Annotated in this window: 16 protein-coding genes; 5 read left to right on the top strand and 11 right to left on the bottom strand. The window is 69.0% G+C overall.

The annotated features are described in order from the left end of the window. Positions 1-25 precede the first annotated feature (25 nt). From D575_RS0100305 to purM, 4 genes are read right to left on the bottom strand one after another with little or no spacing between them, the layout of a single operon-like run. On the bottom strand, positions 26-1432 hold the full coding sequence (locus tag D575_RS0100305) for an NAD(P)/FAD-dependent oxidoreductase (RefSeq protein ID WP_018143919.1): 1407 nt from the start codon (positions 1430-1432) through the stop codon (positions 26-28). 5 nt (positions 1433-1437) lie between these two features. Further along, positions 1438-2187, bottom strand: a complete 750-nt coding sequence (locus tag D575_RS0100300) for a DUF3108 domain-containing protein (RefSeq protein WP_018143918.1) — start codon at positions 2185-2187, stop codon at positions 1438-1440. A 7-nt stretch (positions 2188-2194) separates the two neighbouring features. Beyond that, positions 2195-2923, bottom strand: a complete 729-nt coding sequence (gene purN / locus D575_RS0100295; RefSeq protein WP_018143917.1) for a phosphoribosylglycinamide formyltransferase — start codon at positions 2921-2923, stop codon at positions 2195-2197. Beyond that, positions 2920-3978, bottom strand: a complete 1059-nt coding sequence (gene purM, locus D575_RS0100290) for a phosphoribosylformylglycinamidine cyclo-ligase (protein WP_018143916.1) — start codon at positions 3976-3978, stop codon at positions 2920-2922. Before purM ends, purN begins: the two co-directional genes overlap by 4 nt. A gap of 185 nt (positions 3979-4163) precedes the next feature. Here purM and D575_RS0100285 point away from each other — a divergent pair, with 185 nt between their 5' ends. The 4 genes from D575_RS0100285 to hda are packed head-to-tail and all read left to right on the top strand — an operon-like array spanning position 4164 to position 7656. Beyond that, entirely contained in the window at positions 4164-5189 is a 1026-nt protein-coding gene (locus tag D575_RS0100285) for a DUF2066 domain-containing protein (RefSeq protein WP_026181988.1), read from the top strand. A gap of 36 nt (positions 5190-5225) precedes the next feature. Next, positions 5226-5816, top strand: a complete 591-nt coding sequence (locus tag D575_RS0100280) for a CDP-alcohol phosphatidyltransferase family protein (protein ID WP_018143914.1) — start codon at positions 5226-5228, stop codon at positions 5814-5816. Beyond that, positions 5813-6925, top strand: coding sequence for an AI-2E family transporter (locus D575_RS0100275; RefSeq protein WP_018143913.1), 1113 nt, complete (start codon positions 5813-5815; stop codon positions 6923-6925). The genes D575_RS0100280 and D575_RS0100275 overlap by 4 nt, the downstream gene beginning before the upstream one ends. Beyond that, positions 6922-7656: a DnaA regulatory inactivator Hda gene (hda, locus tag D575_RS0100270; protein WP_018143912.1), complete on the top strand. Its 735-nt coding sequence runs from the start codon at positions 6922-6924 to the stop codon at positions 7654-7656. Before D575_RS0100275 ends, hda begins: the two co-directional genes overlap by 4 nt. Before the next feature lie 356 nt (positions 7657-8012). On the opposite strand, the gene D575_RS0100260 is transcribed toward hda, so the two are convergent. From D575_RS0100260 to arsC, 3 genes are read right to left on the bottom strand one after another with little or no spacing between them, the layout of a single operon-like run. Beyond that, positions 8013-8369 carry a DUF2069 domain-containing protein gene (locus D575_RS0100260; protein WP_018143910.1) on the bottom strand — a complete coding sequence of 119 codons (357 nt, stop codon included), beginning with the start codon at positions 8367-8369 and terminating at the stop codon, positions 8013-8015. Continuing rightward, positions 8366-8977: an NAD(P)H:quinone oxidoreductase gene (gene wrbA, locus D575_RS0100255; protein WP_018143909.1), complete on the bottom strand. Its 612-nt coding sequence runs from the start codon at positions 8975-8977 to the stop codon at positions 8366-8368. The genes D575_RS0100260 and wrbA overlap by 4 nt, the downstream gene beginning before the upstream one ends. Further along, entirely contained in the window at positions 8974-9330 is a 357-nt protein-coding gene (arsC, locus tag D575_RS0100250) for an arsenate reductase (glutaredoxin) (protein WP_018143908.1), read from the bottom strand. Before arsC ends, wrbA begins: the two co-directional genes overlap by 4 nt. A gap of 23 nt (positions 9331-9353) precedes the next feature. On the opposite strand from arsC, the gene D575_RS0100245 reads away from it, so the two are divergent. After that, a complete protein-coding gene (locus D575_RS0100245) occupies positions 9354-9644 on the top strand; it encodes an acylphosphatase (RefSeq protein ID WP_018143907.1) in 291 nt (96 codons plus the stop codon). Between the two features lie 12 nt (positions 9645-9656). Here D575_RS0100245 and D575_RS0100240 read toward each other — a convergent pair whose 3' ends face one another. The 4 genes from D575_RS0100240 to D575_RS0100225 form a co-directional block, all read right to left on the bottom strand. Further along, the gene (locus D575_RS0100240) at positions 9657-10271 is read right to left on the bottom strand and encodes a hypothetical protein (RefSeq protein ID WP_018143906.1); all 615 of its coding nucleotides are present in this window, start codon (positions 10269-10271) and stop codon (positions 9657-9659) included. Positions 10272-10339: 68 nt separating this feature from the next. Further along, positions 10340-12202, bottom strand: a complete 1863-nt coding sequence (locus D575_RS0100235) for an SLC13 family permease (RefSeq protein ID WP_026181987.1) — start codon at positions 12200-12202, stop codon at positions 10340-10342. A gap of 72 nt (positions 12203-12274) precedes the next feature. Continuing rightward, positions 12275-13987 (bottom strand): proline--tRNA ligase, encoded by a 1713-nt coding sequence (locus tag D575_RS0100230; protein WP_018143904.1) that lies wholly within the window; start codon positions 13985-13987, stop codon positions 12275-12277. 34 nt (positions 13988-14021) lie between these two features. Continuing rightward, positions 14022-14363 (bottom strand): phenylpyruvate tautomerase MIF-related protein, encoded by a 342-nt coding sequence (locus D575_RS0100225; RefSeq protein ID WP_018143903.1) that lies wholly within the window; start codon positions 14361-14363, stop codon positions 14022-14024. Positions 14364-14432: the final 69 nt, after the last annotated feature.

Below are 14432 nucleotides of genomic sequence, written 5' to 3'. Positions count from 1 at the left end.
GACTTCCGGGTGGCTTCAGGCCGGGTCAGAGACCGAAGATCTCGGACTTGAGGTTCCACTTGGATGCGAGGGTCTCGGTGGCGTTGAGGAACTCCTCGGCGCGGGTCGGGTGGTTCCATTGGCCCTTGGCGATCCAGGCCAGCGCGGTGTCGCGGTTCGGGGCCAGCGACAGGATGTGGATCAGCTCGCCGGCTTCGGCGCCGATCACCTCGCCGCCCAGCAGGGCCCCGGTATCCATGTCGCCGATCAGGCGCACGAAGCCCTCGGGCTCGTCCTGGCCCAGGGCGCGCGGGGAGGTCTCGAAGGCGGCGAACCCGACCGCGGGTTCCAGTTCATCGTCCTCGGCGTCGTCCTCGTCCATGCCCAGACGCGCCATCTCGACGGCGGAGTAGATCGCGATCGGGACGAAGCGCTCGTCCTGTTCGCGGGTGTTGCCGTTCTGGATGTTCTCGACCGCGATGGTCGCGTCGGCCAGGGCGTGGTTGGCGGTCTGCCACTCGCTGGCGACATCGCCGATGACGTAGATGTTGTCGACGTCGGTCTGCAGGGTGGGGCGGCGCTTCACGAAGCCGCGGGCATCAGTCTTCACCCCGATCGTATCCAGGTTCAGGCCCTCGGTGTGCGGGGTGCGTCCGGTGCCGAGCAGGACCCAGTCGACCTCGAAGGTGTTGCCTTCGCTGTCGGTGATGGTGACGCCGTCGTCGGACATCTCGACCTTCTCGTAGCCCTTCACGCGGGTGGGCTCGACGCCGTCCTCGGCGAGGCGTTCCTTCAGCGTGCCCAGCGCCTGGGGGCTGAATTTCTGGCCGGACAGCGGCTTCGAGCGGTTCAGCCAGGTGACGTCCTTGCCGAGGTGGTGAAAGATCCAGGCGAACTCGGTGGCGACCACGCCGGAGCCGATGATGGCGACGCGCTGACCGGCCGGCGGCTTGTCGTCGAACAGCATGTCGGTGGTGAGGACGCGGCCGGGCGCCGCCTCGAAGGGCGCGGGCACGCTGGCGGTGGCACCGGTGGCGATGATGGTGTGCCGGGCCTGCACGGTCTCGGTGCCATCGTCGGTCACGACCTCCAGGGTCTCGGCGTCGCGGAAGCTCGCGGCTCCGTGGCGGTACTGGATCTTGAGGTGCTTCATGTAGCCGAGGTAGGAGTTGCGCACCTCGGTCACCACGTCTTTCTGGTGGTCCCAGGCCTTGTCCATGTCGGCGCTGAGACTGCCGCTGATGCCGCGGCCGGCGAAGTGGCGCTGGGCGGCGACGGTGCGCGCGGTGTGGTACCAGTCCTTCTTGGGCACGCAGCCGCGGTTGAGGCAGCAGCCGCCCCAGTCGGCCTTTTCGATGATGACGACGTTCAGTCCGCGCAGGGCGCCCAGGACGGCGGCACGATAGCCCCCGGGGCCACTGCCGATGATGGCCAGGTCAAAGGTTTCGCTCATGGTGGTTACTCGTCGGTCAGATCAATGATCGGGTCGTGCCATTCCAGCTGCGTGAGGTTCAGCTCGAACACGCGGCCGTCGGCCTCGTAGTCGAAGCGCACCGGGACATGGCGCAACTCGCGGGCGAACCAGGCGGACAGGGCGACATCGCTGTCGTCCGTGCGGCGATCGATGCGGATGGTCTCGACTCGGCCGATCGGGGAGTCCATGGTCTCGCGCCCGGCGTACTCGAAGCGGTATTCGCGCAGGCGGTCGCGTTCCAGGGCCTGGATGGTTTCGCGATCCCCTTCGCTGGACAGCTCGCCACTCTCCAGGCGCTGCATCATCAGGTACAGCGAGCCGAGGAAGTCCAGGGTCTGCGGCGGCACCTCGAGATCGAAGCGTTCGCCGTTGATGGTGCCGATCGCGCGGTTGGTCTCCCAGTCGAAGCGGGTCTCGACCTTGCGCTCGCGGCGCGGGGTGATCTGCTGGCTGCGCGATTGCACCAGCTGCAAATCGCCGTTTCGGCTGTTCATCAGGGCCTCGCGGCTCAGCTCGAAACGCCCGAGGATGCGCAGAAAGCCGGAGACATGGGCGTCCATCGCCATGCGGGTCTGCACGTCTTCGTGATTGAGGGTGATGCGCGCCTTGAGCGTGTTGCCCATGGCGTTGGCCTCGTAACTGGCGGTGTACGGCGGGATCGGGCTCAGGTCGCGCTCTGCAGCCGCGGGGGCGGCCAGCAGGGCCAGCAGCAGGGCGATTGCGAGTCGGAACATGGGGGTTCTAGCCGACCGGGTGCGGTGGGCGGCTCCGGGCGTCAGGGCCTGAAACATCGTGGGTGTCCTCGTCGAGTTGCAGCGGCGCCTCAAGCGGCGAGCCGTCGGCCTGCAGGATCCGCCCGGACCACTGAATTTCACCTGAACACACCCGGCGCACGGCCTCGGGGTACAGCCGGTGCTCGGCCCGTTGCACGCGGGCGGCCAGGGTGTCGGGCGTGTCGTTGGGGTCGACCGGCACGCGGGCCTGCATGATGACCGGGCCGCCGTCCAGTTCCGGGGTAACAAAGTGCACGCTGGCGCCGTGTTCGGGATCGCCATCGGCCAGGGCGCGGGCATGGGTATCCAGGCCACGGTACTTCGGCAGCAGCGACGGGTGAATGTTCAGCATCCGGCCGGTGAAGCGGTCCACAAAACCGGGGGTCAGGATGCGCATGAAGCCGGCCAGGATGACCAGGTCGGGGGCATAGTCCTCGATGGCGGTGGCCAGGTCGGCGTCAAAGGCCTCGCGCGAGGGGTAGTCGCGGTGGTTCAGTACCCGGTGCGGGATGTGATGCTGTTCGGCAAAGCCCAGCCCGGCGGCATCGGGGCGGTTGCTGATGACGCCGACGACCTGCGCCGGGATGCGGTCCTGCTCGCAGGCCTCGATCAGTGCGCCGAGGTTGCTGCCACGCCCGGAGATCAGCACCACCAGGCGCTTCGGGGTCGCGGCCGATTGCCCGGCGGGGACGCTCATGCGGCGACGTAGGAGACGCTTGGCTGGTAGTCGTCGCGTTCCTTGATCACGCCGATCGGCCAGCTGCGGATGCCGGCGCGGGCCAGCTGCGAGCTGGCGGCCTCGACCCGGTCCTCGGGGAGGATCACGGTCATGCCGATGCCACAGTTGAAGGTGCGCAGCATCTCCTCGTCGGCGATGTCGCCGGCCTGCTGCAGCCACTGGAACACCGGCGGGCGGGCCCAGCTGTCCGGGTCGATGCGCGCCCCCAGGGTATCCGGCAGGACGCGCGGAATATTCTCGGTCAGACCACCGCCGGTGATATGCGCCATTGCGTGCACCGGGAACTGCTGCAGCAGCTCCAGCAGCGGGCGTACGTAGATCCGGGTGGGGGCCATCAGCGCCTCGCCGAGGGAGACCCCGTCGGCGCCCGGCAACGGGGCGTCCAGGCCGGCGCCGGAGTGTTCCAGGACGCGGCGGATCAGGGAATAGCCGTTGGAGTGGGGCCCGCTGGCCTCCAGGCCCAGGACCACATCGCCCGCGGTGACCCGGCTGCCGTCGATCAGGGCGGCCTTCTCGGCGATCCCGACCGCGAAGCCGGCCACGTCGTAGTCTTCGCCCTGGTACATCCCGGGCATCTCGGCCGTCTCGCCGCCGATCAGCGCACAACCGGCCTGTTCGCAGCCCTCGGCGATGCCGGTGACCACGTCGGCGGCGATGTCCACGTCCAGGTGGCCGGTGGCGTAGTAGTCGAGGAAGAACAGCGGCTCGGCGCCCTGGACCACGATGTCGTTCACGCACATCGCGACCAGATCGATGCCGATGCTGTCGTGACGACCGGTCTCCTGGGCCAGGCGCAGCTTGGTGCCGACGCCGTCGGTGCCGGAGACCAGAACCGGCTGCTTGTAGCGATCCATCGGCAACTCGAACAGGGCGCCGAAGCCCCCCAGTCCGGCCATGACGCCGGGACGCCGGGTGCGCGCCGCATGCGGCTTGATGCGTTCGACCAGCTCGGCGCCGGCCTCGATGTCGACACCGGCCTCGCGGTAGGTCAGGCCTGAACGGGATTCGGACATGGGTTCCCCGATGTTTGACGACCGCGCGCCGTGGCGGTCTCGCAGAACCCGGCATGGTAGCGAGCCGGGTGCGGGCGTGCAAAGAAGACGGTGCGGCCCGGGCCGCATTTGGCCGCTTTCCTCAGGGACTTCGGCGCGGTGGCCTGTGGTATTTTGTGGCGCTTGTCGAACAATTGAACGCAACCATGTCACTGCACCCCCGAACGCATTCGCGCCTGGCTATGCTGCTGGGTCTTTTCCTCCTCGTGCTGGCCCCGGCGGCCGCGGCCGATGGCCCGGTGGTGGTGACGGTCGCGGCCGAGGACGAGTCCACGGCCCTGGAGCAGGGCCTGGAACAGGCGCTGGTGCGTCTGGCGGGGCTGCGCTCGGAGCCGGTACTGGTCGAGGCGTTGCTGGACGCCCGTGACGACGCGGGCTGGATCGCGGCCCTGGAGCGCCGGCAGCAGGTTGAGGACGATTCCTACCGCCTGGAGTTCGACCGCTTCCGTCTGCGCACCGCGCTGCGCGATGCCGGGGTGCCATCCGTGCTCGGGGAGCGTCCGGGGCTGCTGGTCTGGGCCGTCCACGAGCGGGGCGGGCAGCGCGACCTGCTCGGGGATGCCGTGGACGGTCCGGGCATTCTCTCCGCGCTGGGGGATCTGGCCGCGGCGCGTGACATGCCGCTGTTGTTCCCCCTGGGCGACCTTCAGGACCGCCGCGCGGCCCAGCCGTCCGACATCGTCGGCGGCGTGACCGAGCCGCTGGTGGAGGCGGCGCGTCGCTACGACGCCGATGGCGTCGTGCTGCTGCATGTGCGCGAGACCACGAGCGGGGCGGAGGCGCGGGCGATTGCCGTGCACGATGGCCGCGAATATCGCAGCGCGGCGAGCGGGGAGGATCCCGGTAGTGCGGCGCACGACGCGGTGGCGCGAGGGCTGGATCAGGTGGCCGAACGCCTGGCGCGGGTGGCGGCCGAGCCGGAATGGCTGCGTCTGGGCTTTGCCGGGGTTCAGGGCTATGGGGCCTTCGAGCGCCTGCGCGCCGAGCTGACGCGGTTGCAGGCGGTGGAGACCGCGCGTCTGGATTCCCTGGCCGGCGATAGCGTGGTGCTGCAGGTCCGTACTGGACTCGAGCAGGACGATCTGATCGATCTGCTGCGTGGCTCCGGCTTCGCGCGGGCCGAGACGCCCGAGGACGCCGCCGGTGCCGATGCCTGGCTGGACCGGCGCTAATCCGCGCCGGCCTCGGTTCGCGCCCACTTTCATCGAATGTTCCCTCGCCACCAGATCCCCAACGCCGTCACCATTGGCCGGATCGCGCTGATTCCGCCGATCGTGTGGTTGCTGGCGCTGGAGCACTACGTGGTGGCGGTGGTGCTGCTGGCGATCGCCGGGCTGACTGACGCCCTGGATGGCTGGCTGGTGCGGCGCTACGGCTGGCACACACGGCTCGGGGCCTGGCTGGACCCGGCCGCGGACAAGCTGCTGATGCTGGGGGTCTACGTCGCGGTGACGCTGTCCGGGCTACTGCCGTTGTGGCTGCTGGTGCTGGTGGTCGGGCGGGATGTCTGGCTGACCGTGGGCTCCGCGCTGTACCGGGTGTTCGTCGGCCCGCTGGCCATCCGGCCGCTGCTGATCAGCAAGGTGAACACCTTTTTGCAGATCACGCTGGTACTGGTCGCCATCGTGAAGGTCGGTCTGCTGGCGCTGGATCCGATCTGGGTGCAACTGCTGGTGATCGTCGTGGCCTTCACCACCGTGGCCAGCGGGCTGGCCTATACCGTGCAATGGGGATTTTATGCCTGGCGTCACCTGCACGGACACACGAATCCGGCAGGGACCTCGGGGAGGACGCCATGAATCCGGATACCCGCGACCATGTCTGGCCGCTTTCAGCCGCCCCGCTGGCTGCCCTGGTTGGGCTGCTGGTCCTTGGTGGAGCGCTGTACCTGCTGGCGCCCATCCTCACGCCCTTCGTCGCAGCCCTGCTGATCGGCTACCTGTTCAACCCGCTGGTGACCCGGCTGGTTGCGCGCACGGGGCGCTCGCGCACCCTGGCGACCGTGGTGATCTTCCTGCTGGTGATGCTGGGGTTGGCGGCGCTGATCCTGATCCTGATCCCGCTGGCGATCGCCCAGGTCGAGCGGCTTACGCTGGCGATGCCGCAAATCCTCGGCTGGTTCGACGATCAGGTGCGCCCGCGGCTGGAGGATCTGGCCGGGGATTCCCTGCCGCCGCTGGATGCCAGCGCGCTGCAGGGGCTGGTGGCGGACCACTGGCGCGAGGCCGGCGGGCTGGCCGGGGGCGTGCTGCAATGGATCGGCAGTTCGACTGGCGCGCTGGTGCTGGGGGTGCTTAACGTGGTGCTGATCCCGGTGGTGAGCTTCTATCTGCTGCGCGACTGGCCGCGGCTGCTGGACGGCCTGCGGGATCTACTGCCGCAGGCCTGGCGGCCGGCGGTGCTGACCTTCGCCGCGGAGTCGGACGAGACCCTGGGGGCCTTCCTGCGCGGGCAGTTGCTGGTGATGCTGGCGCTCGGCCTGTTCTACGCCGTCACCCTGACCGTGGCGGGAATCGAGATGGGGCTGGCGATCGGCCTGATCGCGGGGCTGGTGAGCTTCATTCCCTACGTGGGCGTGATCGTTGGCGTGCTGCTGGCCACCGCCGCGGCGCTGGTGCAGGGCGACGGCTGGAGCCTGCTGCTGATCGTGCTGGTGATCTTCGCCATTGCCCAGGTGCTGGAGTCCATGGTCCTGACCCCCTGGCTGGTGGGGGACCGTACCGGGCTGCACCCGGTCGCGGTGATCTTTGCCGTGCTGGCGGGCGGCCAGCTGTTCGGGTTCTTCGGCGTGCTGCTGGCGTTGCCGGTGGCGGCGGTCCTGGCCGTGGGGGTGCGCCATACCCTGGCGCACTACCGGCGGCTGAATGCCGAGGATGCGCCCGTGGATACAGGGGGCGGAGGCTCATGACGACGGGGCAGGGAGGCAATGCTGCGCCGCAGCACCAGCTCCCGCTGGATTTGCGCCTGCGCGACGCCTCGCGCTTTGCCAGTTTCTATCCCGGCGGCAACCGCCTCGCGCGGGACGCGGTGGAGGCCCTCTCGATCGGGACCGGGATGACCGAGCCACAGATTCTGTTGCACGGCCCGGTGGGCCTGGGCAAGACCCATCTGCTGCAGGCCGCCTGCCACCAGGGTCACGAACGCGGCGAGCCCGTGGCCTATCTGCCGCTGGCCGAACTGGTGACCGCGCCGCCGCTGGCGGTGCTGGATGGGCTTGAGCGCGCCCGCCTGGTTGCGCTGGACGGTCTCGACGCGGTGGTCGGGCAGGGCGACTGGGACGAGGCCCTGTTCGGGCTGCTGAATCGACTTCGCGATGGCGGCTGCCGGGTGCTGCTGGCAGCCGCGTACGCGCCGGACGGGCTGGGCAGTGGCCTGCCGGATCTGACCTCGCGCCTCGCCTGGGGGCCGGTGTTCCGCATGCAGGCGCCGGAGGAGGACGACCTCAAGCGCATCCTCGCCCAGCGCGCGGTGTTGCGCGGGCTGGAGCTGCCGGAGGCGGTGGCCGAATATCTGTTGCGCCACTACCGCCGCGACCTGGTGGCGCTACTGGAGCTGCTGGACCGCCTGGACCTGGCCGCCCTGGCCGAGCAGCGGCGCCTGACCATCCCCTTCGTCCGCGACCAGCTCGCGCGTTTGTGATTTTTACCGCGAAGCGCACGAAGGCACGAAGAAGGGCAACGTCAAGGGCGTTTTTTGCTGAAAGGCAGGCATGACGGAAGAAAGGACTTATTGGTTGGAGTCGATCGCCCGGAACGCCATCGCGGTGTGCAGTGCCCCGCCGATGTCCGTCATCCCGGACACCGCGCAGCGGTGATCCGGGATCTGGTTGTCCTGCGCCGGAGATCCCGGCTCTGCGCTGCGCTCCGGCCGGGATGACGGGCAACGGAGGCGGCAGCCCTGAAGGTCCTTGCGCCCGCGGCGCCCCATCCAGAACCGCCTTATTTCCTGTGAGACGCCCTTGCCCTTCTGCGTGCGCTTCGTGGTGGATGGAAAAGTCAGGAAGCCATCTGGCGGGCGCGGCGGGCGTCCAGCTTGACGTAGAGCAGGCAGCCGGCGAACCAGGCGAGGCTGGCGGTGGTCATCAGCACACCGTAGAGCCGGGCGTCCGCCGCGGCGGCCAGCGTGATACCGAGGGTGATGTAGGCCAGCGCCAGCAGGCTGGACCAGGCGTGGGTGTAGCGGCGTCCGTGCAGCATGCCGCGCAGCGGGAACATCAGCGGCAGGACCAGCACGACCAGCGCCACGGCGATCGGAACGATCTCCGGCGGGTCGATCCAGGTTGTCCAGATCAGGATCACGCCGAGCAGGCCGAAGTAGGCGATTAGCGCCAGCGCGCGGGCCGCGAGGATCATGCGTCGTCTCCGGCCTGGAGCCGCAGGGCAATGCGGCCGACGCGTTCGCCCAGCGCGCCGGCAATGCGCTGCTCGTCGCGCGTGACCGGGTGTTCGCCCTGGCCCCCCGCGACGTGGCTGGCGCCATAGGGCGAGCCGCCGCTCGTGGTGGTGCTCAGTTCCGGCACGGTGTAGGGCACGCCCACCCACAGCATCCCCTGGTGGATCAGCGGCATGGCCATGGTCAGCAGGGTGGTTTCCTGCCCGCCATGCTGGGTAGCCGTGCTGGTGAACAGCCCGAACGGCCGATCCACCAGCCCGCCGCTGGCCCAGAGACCGCTGGTGCCATCAAGGAAGTGTTTCAGCGGCGCGGCCATGTTGCCGAAGCGGGTGGGCGACCCCATCACCAGCCCGGCGCATTCTTCGAGGTCGCGGGTCTCCGCGTAGGGCGGGCCGTCGGCGGGGACCGCCGGGGCGTCGCCGGCGATGTTGGTGCTCACCGGCGGGACGGTGCGCACGCGGGCGACCGCACCGGCGCGCTCCACGCCACTGGCCACGTGGCGGGCCAGTTCTGCCGTCGCCCCATAACGGCTGTAGTACAGCACGAGGATCTCGGGGGCGGCGCTCACGACAGGATCTCCAGGACCTGTTCCGGCGGGCGCCCGATACGGGCGTCGTCGCCGTGGACGAGGATGGGGCGCTCGATCAGTTTCGGGTGCTGGACCATGGTCTGGATCAGCGCTTCGTCGTCCATCTCGGCATCCTTCAGGCCCAGCTCGCGGTATTCCGCCTCGCCGGTGCGCAGAAGGTCGCGTGGCGCAATGCCGAGCTTGTCCACGATCGCGCGCAGGGTGGCCGCGTCCGGCGGGGTCTTCAGGTATTCGACGATCTGCGGTTCCACGCCCTGTTCGCGCAGCAGCGCCAGGGTCGCACGCGACTTGCTGCAGCGCGGGTTGTGGTACAGCGTAGGGGCATCGGACATGAATCCACTCCGGAGGACAACAAATGACGGAGACCAATGATAACCATGCCCGCCGCTGGCGTGTGAGCGGCCAGGTACAGGGCGTGTTCTTCCGCGCGTCCACCCGCGACGAGGCGAAACGCCTGCACCTGACCGGTTATGCCCGCAACGAACCGGACGGCAGCGTGGAGGTGCTGGCCGTGGGTCCGCGCAAGGCACTGGACGCGCTGGAGGAGTGGCTGGCGGACGGCCCGCGTATGGCGCGGGTGGACGCGGTGGAGGCCGAGGAGTTGCCGCCGCCCGACCCGGCGCCGGGCGACTTCTCCACCGGTTGACCCGATGGCGCGTCAGTAGCGCCGCAGCGGGCGGCCCGGTGGCGGAATGACCTGGACGAAGGCACGCACGTCGCGCAGCCGGTGTGGCCCGTCCGAACGAATGCGGGACTCGGCCCCCTGCATCCAGTCGCCGTCCCAGGCGACGCGTGCGGCCCCGGTGCGGGAATGGCGCGGCAGGTCGATCAGCAAGAGGCCGTCTTCATAGGCGACCTCGAGCTCGCTGCGATAGCGCTCGGCGTGGACCTCGATGCTGCGGGTCTCGCCATTGGCAAGGGTAAAGCTGGTCGGCTCCAGCGCCCGTTCGCGACCGCCGATGCGCAGGGCCCCGCCGCGCAGGCTGACACGGATCAGGTCCCCCGGCAGTCCCGCATCGCCGCTGCGGAGCGCGGCGACCTGCGCTGCGCGTTCGGCCGCCAGCGCCGCCTCCTGCTCGGCCTCGGCCTGCAGGCGAGCCTCGCGCGCCTTCTGCACCGACTCCCAGGCGCGGATGGCCTCGACACGCTCGGCCTCGCCCATCGTGTCCCACTGTTCCTCGCTTACCCCGTAGATCCGCGGGCTGCAGGCGGCCAGAAGCAGCGCCATGAATGCGGCTGCCAAGGGGAACATTCGATGAAGGGTTTCGGCCATATCGGGTTCCGGTGCAGGGGCGCTGCCGCCAGTCTCTCCGTTCAGGCTGTATCGGGGCTGAACCGGGCTCAGAAGATCAGGTTGATCACGAGCAGCGAGACGACCATGAAGAGCACGGTCATCAGGGAGCCGGCGCGCAGGTAGTCGGCCACGCGGTAGCCGCCGGGGTCCAGGATCAGGGCGTTGACCTGGTGGGTGGGCAGGATGAACGAGTTGGAGGCGGCGATCGCGACGATCAGTGCAAAGACCCGCGGATCGGCATCGATGCCCATGCCCTGGGCGACGCTCGCGAAGCTGACCGCCAGCGGCACCAGCAGCACGGTGGCACCCACATTCGACATCACCAGCGTGAAGAAGGTGGTCAACAGGAAGACCGCGACCTGCAATACCCAGACCGGCATCCCCTCCAGCTGCTGCATGCCGTTGGTCGCGATCCACTCCCCGGCGCCGGAGTTCTCCACCGCAAGCCCCAGCGGGATCAGCGAGGCCAGCAGAAACACCGTCTTCCAGCTGATGCCGCGATAGGCCTCGTCCATGCTGATGACGCCGCTGAAAATCATCCCCAGTGCGCCGCCCAGCAGGGCCAGCGCCAGCGGCAGGTCGGTGAACAGCACGAGCCCCAGCCCCAGCGCGAGCGACCCGAGCGCAGCCAGCGGCCGGTGGGTCTTCGAGGCCTCCTGCTTGCGCCGCGGATAGCGGCTGGTCACCACCACGAAGTCACGGTTGTCCTCCAGCGCCTGCAGGTGCTCCCATGGGGTATGCACCACCAGCGTGTCACCGGCCTTCAGCGGGGTGTCCGGGACCTCTTCGATGATCAGGTCGTCGCCGCGCTGGATGCGCAGGACCGAGATGCCGTAGGTGCGGCGCATGCCCTTGTCGCGCACGGTCTGTCCGATCAGCTCCGAGCCGGGCGGCACGATAACCTCGGCGATCCCGCCATGGCGGGCCGACAGCACGCGCGCAAACACATCCAGCTCGTCCTTGAGGACGGTCCCGGTACTGTCGCAGGTCTTCTCGATGGTGGTGACCGGTCCGAGGATGGCCAGGTGCGCCCCGCGCTTCAGTTCCACGTCGCGGTTGGGTTCGATGCGGGTCTCGTCATCGCTGGTCACGCCGACGACATGTACGCCAAAGGCCGCCTCGAAGTCGCCCACCGTGCGTCCGGCCAGCGAGCTGTCCTCGCCCAGGCGCGCCTCGCGCACGCCGAAGTCCATGCCATAGACCTCGCGGAACCAGGCGGAAGTGGTCTGCACCCGGCTCTCGTCCGGGTCTTCCGTCTGCGGGTCGCGGGCGGGCAGAACCCATTTCCCGAGCACCGCGAAGTACAGGATCAGGGTGGCCAGCAGGGCCAGCCCGATGGGCGTCACGTCGAAGAGGCCAAAACCCTCGACATCCCCGGGTAGCAGGTCGTTGAGCAGGATCAACGGGCTGGAGGCGACCAGCGTGAGTGTGCCCCCGACGATCGCGGCAAAACCCATCGGCATCAGCAGGCGCGAGCGCGGGATGCGGGCGGCGGCACCAATGCGGTTGATCACTGGCATGAACAGCGCGGCCGCGCCGATGTTCTGCATGAAGCTGGTCACGATGCCCACGGCGCCCGAGGTGGTCGCCATCACCCGGCGTTCCGTCTTCCCGCCAAACCGCAGGATCAGGTCCGCCAGGCGGTTCATCACTCCGGAGCGGTCCAGCCCCGTGCCGATGATCATCACCGCGATGATCGCGATGACCGCGTTCGAGGCAAAGCCGGAGAAGAGTGCCTCGCCCTCGACGATCGGCGCGACCCCCGGCACCAGCGCGACCATCCCCAGCAGGAACAGCACACTCAGCGCCGCGAGGTCGATCCGGATCACCTCGGTCACGAACAGCAGGATCGTCAGCCCCAGCAGGCCGAACACGATCCCCATCTCCAGCGTGAACGCTATGTGTTCCATTGCACCCGGCGCTTGCCGCGCGTGGCGGCGTTTCGGATCAGCACATCATGAACCGCAGACAAAGCGCGTGCCTCATCCCCGCAGCCGTTCGCGCAGGGTGTCGATCAGGTTGTCGAGCGGCAGGTGTTCGGCCTCGGGGGCGCGGCGGTCCTGGTATTCGAGTTCGCCGGCGTCCAGGCCGCGTTCGCCGATGACGATTCGGTGCGGGATGCCGATCAGCTCCATGTCGGCGAACATCACGCCGGGGCGCTGTCCGCGGTCGTCCAGCAGGACCTCGAAGCCGGCCGCCTGCAGATCGTCGTGGAGCTTTTCCGCCGCCTCGCGTACGCGCTGGGATTTCTTCGCGCCGATCGGGCACAGGGCGATGTCGAAGGGCGCGATGGCGGTGGGCCAGCAGATGCCGCGCTCGTCGGAGTTCTGCTCGATGGCCGCCGCCACGACGCGCGAGACACCGATGCCATAGCAGCCCATGGTCACGACCTGCTCGCGGCCGTCCTCGTCCAGCACTCGGGCGCCCAGGGCCTGGCTGTACTTGTCGCCCAGCTGGAAGATGTGGCCGACCTCGATGCCGCGACGGATCTCGATCGGACCGGAGCCATCGGGGGCTGGTTCGCCCTCGGTGATGTTGCGCAGGTCGGCGGTCTCCGGCTGCGGGAGGTCACGGCCCCAGTTCACGCCGGTCAGGTGATGGCCGTCTTCGTTGGCGCCGACCACGAAGTCGGCCATGCCCAGCATCGCCTGGTCGGCCAGCACCGGGATCGGGCTGCCCACCGGGCCCAGCGAGCCGGGGTCGGCGCCGAAGGCGGTACGGATCTCGGCCGCCTCGGCCATGCGCAGCGGCTCGGCGATCCAGGGGTGCTTCTCGGCCTTGACCGCGTTCAGTTCGTGGTCGCCACGTAGCACGATGGCGACCAGGTCGGTGTCGATCTCGTCGGAGGCCGCGACCACCAGGGTCTTCACCGTCTGCTCGGTCGGGATGTTCAGGAACTTTGCCAGCTCGTCGATGGTGTGTACGTCGGGCGTGGCGATCTTCGCCATCTCCGCGCCGGGTGCCGGGGCCGGGTCCGGCTTCGGGCAGGGGGCCAGTTCGACGTTGGCGGCGAAGCCGGCCGGGGAGAAGGCGATGGCGTCCTCGCCGGAGCTGGCGAGGACGTGGAATTCGTGCGACGCATTGCCGCCGATGGCGCCGGTGTCGGCCTCCACCGCGCGGAAGTCCAGCCCGCAGCGTTCGAAGATGCGGGTGTAGGCGGCGTGCATCTGGCGGTAGGTCTCGGCCAGCGAGTCGCCGTCGATGTGGAACGAGTAGGCGTCCTTCATCAGGAATTCCCGCGCGCGCATGATCCCGAAGCGCGGGCGGCGCTCGTCGCGGAACTTGGTCTGGATCTGGTAGTAGTTGATCGGCAGCTGGCGGTAGCTGCGGACCTCGCGGCGTACCAGGTCCGTGATGACCTCCTCGTGGGTCGGGCCGAAGCAGAAGTCCCGGTCGTGGCGGTCCTTCAGGCGCAGCAGCTCGGCGCCGTAGAAGTCCCAGCGGCCGGATTCCTGCCACAACTCGGCGGGCTGCACCGCCGGCATCAGCACCTCCAGCGCGCCGGCGCGGTTCATCTCCTCGCGCACGATGCCCTCGACCCGGCGCAGCACGCGCAGCCCCAGTGGCAGCCAGGTGTACAGCCCGGAGGCCAGCCGGCGGATGTAGCCGGCGCGCAGCATCAGCTGGTGGGAGACGATCTCGGCGTCGGCCGGGGTTTCCTTCAGGGTGTTCAGCGGGAATTGCGAGACGCGCATCGGGGGCAGTCCGTGGTTGATGGCTGGAAAGGGTTCAGAACGTGGTGCCGTTGGTGCCCCAGAAGTGGCGCGGGGCGTCGGCGAATTCGATGTACACGCGGGCGGGTTCGATACCCAGCTCTGCCTGCAGGGCGTCGCACAGCTTGCGCGACAGCTCGCGGGTCAGGCCCTCGGGCAGGCCGATGCTCTTGAGCTCGCAGTAGGCGAGCGCATCGGTACTGCCGCCAAAGCACATGGCCGGATTATGCGTGCAGGCCACCATCACGTAGCCCTCGGGCTTGCCCAGCCAGTCGGCGACCTCCGCGGACAGGCGCTGGCTGAGGCCGGTAGCATCGTCCGGCAGGGCGGTATTGGTCTCGACTCGCAGCAGCGGCATGGCGTCCTCCAGATCTTGTGTGGTTCCCGGATCGGTCGCCATGATACGGGGAGCGCGGGTGCGCTGCAG

This window comes from Thioalkalivibrio sp. AKL6 (genome assembly GCF_000376905.1).
Lineage (GTDB): Bacteria > Pseudomonadota > Gammaproteobacteria > Ectothiorhodospirales > Ectothiorhodospiraceae > Thioalkalivibrio > Thioalkalivibrio versutus.
This window is presented reverse-complemented; position numbering and strand designations above follow the sequence as displayed.

What these genes read in the sequence shown, in the direction of transcription:
- D575_RS0100305 (WP_018143919.1), bottom strand. Translation starts at nt 1,432, where the DNA reads ATGAGCGAAACCTTTGACCTGGCCATCATCGGCAGTGGCCCCGGGGGC.
- D575_RS0100300 (WP_018143918.1), bottom strand. Translation starts at nt 2,187, where the DNA reads ATGTTCCGACTCGCAATCGCCCTGCTGCTGGCCCTGCTGGCCGCCCCC.
- purN (WP_018143917.1), bottom strand. Translation starts at nt 2,923, where the DNA reads ATGAGCGTCCCCGCCGGGCAATCGGCCGCGACCCCGAAGCGCCTGGTG.
- purM (WP_018143916.1), bottom strand. Translation starts at nt 3,978, where the DNA reads ATGTCCGAATCCCGTTCAGGCCTGACCTACCGCGAGGCCGGTGTCGAC.
- D575_RS0100285 (WP_026181988.1), top strand. Translation starts at nt 4,164, where the DNA reads ATGTCACTGCACCCCCGAACGCATTCGCGCCTGGCTATGCTGCTGGGT.
- D575_RS0100280 (WP_018143914.1), top strand. Translation starts at nt 5,226, where the DNA reads ATGTTCCCTCGCCACCAGATCCCCAACGCCGTCACCATTGGCCGGATC.
- D575_RS0100275 (WP_018143913.1), top strand. Translation starts at nt 5,813, where the DNA reads ATGAATCCGGATACCCGCGACCATGTCTGGCCGCTTTCAGCCGCCCCG.
- hda (WP_018143912.1), top strand. Translation starts at nt 6,922, where the DNA reads ATGACGACGGGGCAGGGAGGCAATGCTGCGCCGCAGCACCAGCTCCCG.
- D575_RS0100260 (WP_018143910.1), bottom strand. Translation starts at nt 8,369, where the DNA reads ATGATCCTCGCGGCCCGCGCGCTGGCGCTAATCGCCTACTTCGGCCTG.
- arsC (WP_018143908.1), bottom strand. Translation starts at nt 9,330, where the DNA reads ATGTCCGATGCCCCTACGCTGTACCACAACCCGCGCTGCAGCAAGTCG.
- D575_RS0100245 (WP_018143907.1), top strand. Translation starts at nt 9,354, where the DNA reads ATGACGGAGACCAATGATAACCATGCCCGCCGCTGGCGTGTGAGCGGC.
- D575_RS0100240 (WP_018143906.1), bottom strand. Translation starts at nt 10,271, where the DNA reads ATGGCCGAAACCCTTCATCGAATGTTCCCCTTGGCAGCCGCATTCATG.
- D575_RS0100235 (WP_026181987.1), bottom strand. Translation starts at nt 12,202, where the DNA reads ATGGAACACATAGCGTTCACGCTGGAGATGGGGATCGTGTTCGGCCTG.
- D575_RS0100230 (WP_018143904.1), bottom strand. Translation starts at nt 13,987, where the DNA reads ATGCGCGTCTCGCAATTCCCGCTGAACACCCTGAAGGAAACCCCGGCC.
- D575_RS0100225 (WP_018143903.1), bottom strand. Translation starts at nt 14,363, where the DNA reads ATGCCGCTGCTGCGAGTCGAGACCAATACCGCCCTGCCGGACGATGCT.